The organism is Streptomyces sp. NPDC059371, assembly GCF_042751995.1.
Lineage (GTDB): Bacteria > Actinomycetota > Actinomycetes > Streptomycetales > Streptomycetaceae > Streptomyces.
This window is the reverse complement of sequence record NZ_JBHYXD010000033.1, coordinates 73,273-80,587: the sequence shown is the minus strand read 5'-3', so window position 1 is coordinate 80,587 and position 7,315 is coordinate 73,273. Positions and strand designations below refer to the sequence as shown.

Genomic DNA, 7,315 nt, shown 5'->3' with positions numbered 1-7,315 from the left:
CGCCGGTTCACCCGCGCGTGCTCCGGTTCATTCGAACGGCGCGGGCGGGCCGGTTCGCAGCGCGGCGCGTGCCTCCCCTCGGTACTGTCGGAAGTGATCGCCGCTCGCTCTGCGCTCCCGGGTTCCGGGCCCCGTTGGCAGGGCTGAAGGAGGCAGGGTGCCGTGACCGTGATCTCCCTGAAGTCCGTGCGGGTGCGGGAAGGTCTCGCCCTCCCGTACGCCGAGGCCGGCTACCCCAGTGGTACGCCGGTCGTCTTCGTGCACGGTCTTGCCGACTCCTGGTGGTCCTTCGAACCCCTCCTGAGGCGCCTTCCGGCGTCCCTGCACGGATACGCGCCCACGCAGCGCGGGCACGGCGATGCCGACCGGCCCCCGGAGGGCTACAGTCCCGACGACTTCGCCGCCGACCTGGTGGCTTTCCTGGACGCGGTCGACGTCCCCCGGGCCGTCCTGGTCGGGGCGTCCAGCGGCGGTGTACCGGCCCGGATCGTCGCCGGCAGCCACCCCGACCGCATCGCGGGTCTGGTACTGCTCGGCGTCCCCGGCACCCTCGCGGACAAGCCGGCGGTGACCGGCCTGGTGGCGGCCATGGAGGACCTGGCCGATCCCGTCCCCCGCGCGTTCGTCGAGGACTTCCTGGCCGACACGGTGGCCCGCCCGATCGCCCGGGGGTTCGTCGAGACCATGGTGGAGGAGAACCTGAAGCTGCCCGCGCACGTCTGGAAGGACACCGCCCGCGGGCTCCTCGACGCCGATCTCCGCGCGACCCTCGGGGGCATCCTCGTGCCCACACTCGTCATCTGGGGTGAACAGGACGAATTCCTGCCGCGCGAGGACCAGCAGACCATCCTGGACGCCGTCCACGGCGCCGACTTCCTCGCCTACCCGGGGACCGGGCACTCCGTCCACTGGGAACAGCCCGAGCGCGTGATCGCCGACATCACCGCGTTCGTCTCGCGGATCGAGCACCCCGGCACGCGAGCCGGCAGCCGCTGACCTCGCCCGGCGGGTGAGTCGAAAGCCTTCGGCCCGCGGCCGCGGTCACTGACGCGATCTGTACCGCCGCCGTCCCGCCGACGCGTCTCTGCATGGCATGCTCATGCTCCCCACAGGAAGGGATCACGTGCCATGAGACCGAGCCGACGCTCCCTGCTCGCCGCCACCGCCGTACTGGGATCCGTTGTCGCCGCCCCCGCGCCCGCGGGCGCCGCCGAAGTGCCCACCGCGGGCGCCTTCTACGTACAGAGCGCCGTCACAGGACTGAACGCCGCCGACAGCGCGGGCGCGGTCGTCCAGCACAACCCGAAGGGCAACGAGGACCGCCAGCAGTGGACCCTGCGCCGGAGCGGGACCTCCTTCGTACTCGAAAGCGCCGACGCGGCGGGCAGTTGCCTGGGCCGCTCGGGCGACCAGGCCCGAACCGTCGCGTGTACGAGCGCGGATGCCGCCTGGGAGGTGACGCCGAGCGGCACCGACCAGTACGCGCTCAAAGCCCCGGGAACGAAAAACTACTTGACCGTCACGGACAAGTCCTCGGGTGCCAACTACCCGGCCCAACTGGCGATCGGCGCACCGGGCGCCCTCGCCTCCTGGTACCTCACCCCGGTCGCGCCCACGACCCTGCCGATGCCGTCCCAGGACCAACGCACCCTGGACCAGGTCACGTTCCTCACCGCGCACAACGCCTACGCCAACGGTGTGGACGGCGGATTCGCCCCGCCCTTCGTGAACTTCGTACCCAATCAGAAGCGAGGCATCAATCAGCAACTCGCCGACGGGGTAAGGGGGTTCATGCTGGACCTGCATCAGACCCCCGACGGAGCCATCCTCTGTCACAACAGTTGCACCCTCGTCAGCAGGCCGGTCGCGCTCTGGGTCGACCTCCAGCGCATGGTCGACTTCCTCAAGCAGCACCCCGACCAGTTCGTCACCGTGTTCCTGGAGGACTACGTCGACCCGGGCGTCCTGCGCGCCGAACTCGCCCGGGTGAACGGCCTGTCCGACGTGCTCTACCGTCCCGACCAGACCGGAGTGCGTGAGCACGGCTGGCCGAAGCTGGCCGATCTCACCGCCGCCGGACACCGCCTGCTCATCTTCACCGACCACAGCCGTTCGTCCGACGAGTCCGCCGGACTGACCCGGGACAGCTTCGGCGTCATGTACCAGCGCGAGTGGACCGTCGAGAACTACTGGTCCATGGGCTCGGGCCTCGGCTCCTCCGACTGGTCCTGCTACAGCCGCTGGTACGGGGCGGACACGAACGTCCCGCTCACCCGCACCGAGACGGCGTTCCGTCCCCTCTTCGTCATGAACCACTTCCGCGACGTCACCCTCTCGGGGACCGCCGGCACGGACAACACCAAACTCGCCGACCGGGCCCGCCGATTCTGCGAGCCGGCTGCCCGCAAGAAGCCCAACTACCTGGCCGTCGACCGCTACGACCTGGGCGACCCCGCCTCCGCGGTGAACACGCTGAACACGTACGTGTATCCGTAGCCGACCGCGACGGGGGGCGACGGGGGCGCCTCCCGACGGCGGATGTCAGTGCCGTGCGGCAGGATCCGTCTCTCGACCGGAGAGGGGATCGGACATGGGTATGGGTTACAAGACGTCCTGGCTCGCTGTGCCCGGCGTCGACAGCGGGGCGGTCGCCGACGCGCTCGGACTGGTCGGGCGCGTGGCGATGGATTGGGAAGCGGGGACGAAAGCGGCGTACACGCGGGGCGTGTTCGTGGCGTCTCCCGTGGAAGGCTGGACGCTCGCCCACGGCCGGATCCACCTCGAGAACGGACGCGAGGGCGACGGTCCGGCCATGCTGGACTGGCTCGGGTCCCTCGGCCGGCGCCTGGGCGAACTTCAGTACTTCAGCACGGATCGCATCGGCGAATATCACGCCTGGGCGAGAGTGGAAGCCGGCCGAGTGGTCCGGGCCTATTGCTACGACGGCTGCACCGGCGATGTGCCCATGCGCTACGGCGAACCCACCGAGATCGAGCGCCGACTCGGCGTCGGACAAAGGGGGCTGGAGGAGGGCCGGGAGAACTGGAGCGAAGCCGAATGGGACGACTGGCATGCCGCCATGCCCGACGAGCAACACGTCATGGCCATCGCCCGGAACTGGGGAATCCTCCCTCTGGAGATCCCGGACGACGCCCTTGTGGACGACGGCATCCACGGACTCCCCCCCAGGCGTCGAATGACACCGACGTGCCCGCCGGCACGGTGATGGTGAGTCCGCCGGGGTCCCCATCGGCTTGGGCATGGTCCGTCACCTGGACATGGCGAGGCGCGTCCGACGGATAGAGGGGTTCGCCCGGCCGGAGGAACTGCCGGGGGTGCAGACCGAGCGCGCTGCCGTCGCTGCGCGCCTGTTGGTATCAGGTCGAGACAATCGCCAGGGGTGTCGCCTCGCCCCTTCCTTCGTAGACTCCGACGGGTGAAATGGGGGCGTTCAACCGGCGTCATCGCTCTCGCGCTTCTGCTGAGTGCTTGCGGCGCGGAGTTCGATCCGCTGTTCGTCGAGAGCGGGAGCTCCGGTCCGGTGATCGGCTGGCGTGAGTGCCCGGGGGCCAAGCACGACGGCATCACCGAGGTCGGTCTGTACCGGTGGGATCGCGACGGCACTGTCGATGATCCGGGCCAACTGCTGTGGCACATCAAGGCCTCCGACGGGACCCCGCTCCACCGCATACGGCTCGGAAGCGCTCCCCAAGGCTTCACGACACAGCTCCCCCTGACCGTCGAGTTGGACCCCACCTCCACATACGCGCTGCGCACCAACATGACGTCCGACGATCTTGTTTCAGGTTTCCTCACGTTCAAGCCGCGCCAACTCGTCGCGGGGCGCGTCGTCTTCAGCGAGGGCCAAGAGGAATCACGAAGGTCGTACGAGAACCGGAACGACGAGGACTTCGGCTGCTTCCGGGACTGAAGGCGACGTGACAGGACGTGACATGTGGTCGGTGCACGCCCTGCCGGACCACCTGCTGGTCGCCTTCGGCACACGACCTTCCTCGGCTGATCCCAACCGCCGGCGGAGCCTACAGCCCGTGCTTCGCGGGGCCTCGTTAGGTGGGTGTACTCCCTCAGCTACGAGCTACCAGCTACCAGCTACGAAGCAGAGTGCGGAGGGGCGTCGCGCGGCTCCCGGGGTCCGTCATCGCGTCCGTCCCCCGTGAGGTCCTCGCGGACCCGGGGTTCCGTCAACGCCGAGTACGTGTGGGGGAGGAACCGCGTCACGGCGTACACGAGCAGGCTCAGCCAGCAGACGGCGAACAGCCAGCCGCCCACGACGTCGGAGAACCAGTGAACGCCCAGGTAGACGCGGGACAGACCGACCAGCACGGCCCAGCAGCCGATGAGCAGGACCAGCGCTCTCCTGGACTGTGGGGCGCGGGCCAGCACCGCGAGGATCAGGATGCCGCCCGCGACGGCCGAGGTCGTCGTGTGACCGGAGGGGAACGACCAGCCCGAGGCATGGGTGGCCCAGCTCGCGACGGGGGGCCGGGGACGGGCGACCAGTGACATCACCGCGAACCGCAGGGCCTGCGCGGCGGCCAGGGCGCACACGCAGGCCGTGACGGTGGTGACCCGCTGCCGCGCCGTACGCCCGAGGAGAAGACCGGCCACGACGACCACCGCGTACGGGACGGCTCCTGTGCCGGTGTAGGTCACTCCGCGTGCCATGGCGAGCGCCATCTCCGGACGGTGCGCGAGCGACCACGAGGCGAGCCCGCTGTCGCCGAACAGGGGAGCGCCCTCGTGCGTGGTCACGACCAGCGTCAGCAGCACGAACGCGACCAGACTCCCCATCGCGGCCGACGCGGCGACGGCACCGGTGCTCCCGCGCTTCACGGCCGGGCCGGAACGGCATCGGCCTCGCGCGCAGGTGTGGCGCCCGTGGCGGCGGACATGGATGCGGCCCCTTTCCTCGGCAGGCGCGCACGCGGCAGGACACCCCGCCCCGTGCTCGTCTCCCTCTAATTCGTCTACATAACTGTAGACGAATGGCGGCCGGGATCGTTCCCGGATCGACCCACGAAGATCGGCGTCCCTTCAGCCTGCGCCGCCCGGCGCTCCGCCGCCCGGCGGGAACGGTGCCGCTCCGCCCCGCCGCACGGGCGGAAGGCGCGGCCCGGGTGACCGCCGACGGCGACCCTCCCTGGCGCCCGACAGGGAATGCCGTACCCTACGTGTTACGTATAACCCTGGAGAGCCCCGATGAGACGCATCGCCCTGGTCACCCTCGTCGTCGACGACTACGACGAGGCCATCCGCCACTACACCGAAGCCCTCGGGTTCCGCCTCGTCGAGGACACCCCGCGGCCCGACGGCTCCCGCTGGGTCGTGGTCGAGCCGGGCGCGGACGGCGGAGGAACCGGACTGCTGCTCGCCCGGGCCAAGGACGAGGCGCAGCGCGGCCGGATCGGCGACCAGACCGGCGGACGTGTCGGCTTCTTCCTCCACACCGACGACTTCGCCCGCGACCACGCCAGGATGCGCGCGGCCGGCGTGACCTTCCTGGAGGAGCCGCGCCACGAGGCGTACGGCTCGGTCGTCGTCTTCCAGGACCTGTACGGCAACCGCTGGGACCTGCTCCAGCCCGCGGACTGACCCGGTCTCCCGTACGCCGCGCAGGCCGCCGCGCTTGCCCCCACGCTCTTCCGCTCCCTCCCGCTCCGAACGACCTCACGAGGAACACCGCACATGACCGCGCCCCGCATCGACATCGACACCATCCGCCGCCTGCCGAAGGCGGTCCTGCACGACCACCTCGACGGCGGCCTCCGCCCGGCCACCCTCGTCGAGCTCGCGGAGACCGTCGGCCACACCCTGCCCACCACGGACCCGCAGGAACTGGCCGCCTGGTACTACGAGGCCGCCAATTCCGGCGACCTCGTCCGCTACATAGCCACCTTCGAGCACACCCTCGCCGTGATGCAGTCCCGCGAAGGCCTGCTGCGTACGGCCGAGGAGTACGTCCTCGACCTCGCCGAGGACGGTGTCGTCTACGGCGAGGTGCGCTACGCGCCCGAGCTCATGGTCAACGGCGGGCTGACCCTGCCCGAGGTCGTCGAGGCCGTGCAGGAGGGCCTCGCCGCCGGTATGGCCAAGGCCGCCGCGGCGGGTACCCCGGTGCGCGTCGGCACCCTGCTGTGCGGCATGCGGATGTTCGACCGGACCCGTGCGACCGCCGACCTCGCGGTCGCGTTCCGGGACGCCGGGGTCGTCGGCTTCGACATCGCGGGCGCCGAGGACGGCTTCCCGCCGGCCGACCACCTGGACGCCTTCGAGCACCTGCGCCGCGAGAGCGTCCCGTTCACGATCCACGCCGGTGAGGCCCACGGCCTGCCCAGCATCCACCAGGCGCTCCAGGTCTGCGGCGCCCAGCGCATCGGCCACGGCGTCCGCATCACCGAGGACATCGTGGACGGCAAACTCGGCCGTCTCGCCGGCTGGGTGCGCGACCGCCGCGTCGCCCTGGAGATGTGCCCGACCTCCAACCTCCAGACCGGCGCGGCGAAGTCCATCGCCGAGCACCCCATCACCGCCCTGCGCGACCTGGGCTTCCGCGTCACCCTCAACACCGACAACCGTCTGGTGTCGGGGACGACGATGACCCGGGAGATGTCCCTGCTCGTCGAGGAGGCGGGCTGGGGCGTGGAGGACCTGCGCACCGTGACGGTGAACGCGGTCAAGAGCGCCTTCATCCCCTTCGAAGAGCGCAAGGCCCTCATCGAGGACGTCGTCCTTCCCGGTTACGACATCTGAACCAGCCCGCGGACGTAGGCGGCCTGTCCGACGTGCTGGAGATCGTCGGACAGGACGCTGACCAGGCGCACGCCGAGCGTGACCTGCGGGTCCCAGCGTTCGTCCACGACGCGCTCGAAGTCGGCTGCGGCCAGACCGCCGATGTAGTCGAGGGTCCGTTCGTGGACCGCGTCGTAGTAGCCGAGCAGCAGGTCGCCCGACTCCACCCGGACCCGGGCGACCTTCGCGGACGTGTGGCCGTACCCGGTGTCGCCCCGCGGCAGGTCGAGTCCGAAGCGCTTCGCCCAGTCGTCGGTGAGCCAGACCTGCTCCGTCCCGGCCGCGTCGGCGACGTGGTCGTCCTGGACCCGGGTGAGGTGCCAGACCAGCCAGGAGATCGAGTTCGCCGTCTCGGTGGGGCGGGCGTTGAGGGCCTCCGGCGCGAGGCCGCCGACAGCGGCATGGACTTCTTCCCGGATGCGGCCGAAGCCGTCGATGAGGATGTCCTTCGCAAGCATGGAACCACCATCGCGCATCGCGCCCGTCCGTGCGTCCGGAACGGCCG

The 7,315-nt window shown here is 70.4% G+C and carries 8 protein-coding genes; 6 read left to right on the top strand and 2 right to left on the bottom strand.

From position 1 onward, the window contains the following. The first annotated feature begins 162 nt into the window (after positions 1–162). From ACFXGX_RS20430 to ACFXGX_RS20415, 4 genes are all read left to right on the top strand, one after another. A complete protein-coding gene (locus tag ACFXGX_RS20430) occupies positions 163–996 on the top strand; it encodes an alpha/beta fold hydrolase (RefSeq protein ID WP_384792943.1) in 834 nt (277 codons plus the stop codon). Between the two features lie 132 nt (positions 997–1,128). After that, a complete protein-coding gene (locus ACFXGX_RS20425) occupies positions 1,129–2,496 on the top strand; it encodes a phospholipase (protein ID WP_384792940.1) in 1,368 nt (455 codons plus the stop codon). Positions 2,497–2,590: 94 nt separating this feature from the next. Continuing rightward, positions 2,591–3,226 carry a hypothetical protein gene (locus ACFXGX_RS20420; protein ID WP_384792937.1) on the top strand — a complete coding sequence of 212 codons (636 nt, stop codon included), beginning with the start codon at positions 2,591–2,593 and terminating at the stop codon, positions 3,224–3,226. Positions 3,227–3,436: 210 nt separating this feature from the next. After that, on the top strand, positions 3,437–3,931 hold the full coding sequence (locus tag ACFXGX_RS20415; protein ID WP_384792934.1) for a hypothetical protein: 495 nt from the start codon (positions 3,437–3,439) through the stop codon (positions 3,929–3,931). 179 nt (positions 3,932–4,110) lie between these two features. Here ACFXGX_RS20415 and ACFXGX_RS20410 read toward each other — a convergent pair whose 3' ends face one another. Next, complete coding sequence (locus ACFXGX_RS20410) at positions 4,111–4,854, bottom strand: phosphatase PAP2 family protein (protein WP_384792931.1); 744 nt, start codon at positions 4,852–4,854, stop codon at positions 4,111–4,113. Between the two features lie 366 nt (positions 4,855–5,220). Here ACFXGX_RS20410 and ACFXGX_RS20405 point away from each other — a divergent pair, with 366 nt between their 5' ends. Together ACFXGX_RS20405 and ACFXGX_RS20400 are read left to right on the top strand one after the other, a co-directional pair. Further along, positions 5,221–5,613 (top strand): VOC family protein, encoded by a 393-nt coding sequence (locus ACFXGX_RS20405; RefSeq protein WP_384792928.1) that lies wholly within the window; start codon positions 5,221–5,223, stop codon positions 5,611–5,613. A gap of 93 nt (positions 5,614–5,706) precedes the next feature. Beyond that, a complete protein-coding gene (locus ACFXGX_RS20400) occupies positions 5,707–6,771 on the top strand; it encodes an adenosine deaminase (RefSeq protein WP_384792925.1) in 1,065 nt (354 codons plus the stop codon). Here ACFXGX_RS20400 and ACFXGX_RS20395 read toward each other — a convergent pair. Then, positions 6,759–7,268, bottom strand: a complete 510-nt coding sequence (locus tag ACFXGX_RS20395) for a DUF664 domain-containing protein (RefSeq protein WP_384792922.1) — start codon at positions 7,266–7,268, stop codon at positions 6,759–6,761. The genes ACFXGX_RS20400 and ACFXGX_RS20395 overlap by 13 nt on opposite strands. Positions 7,269–7,315 lie beyond the last annotated feature (47 nt).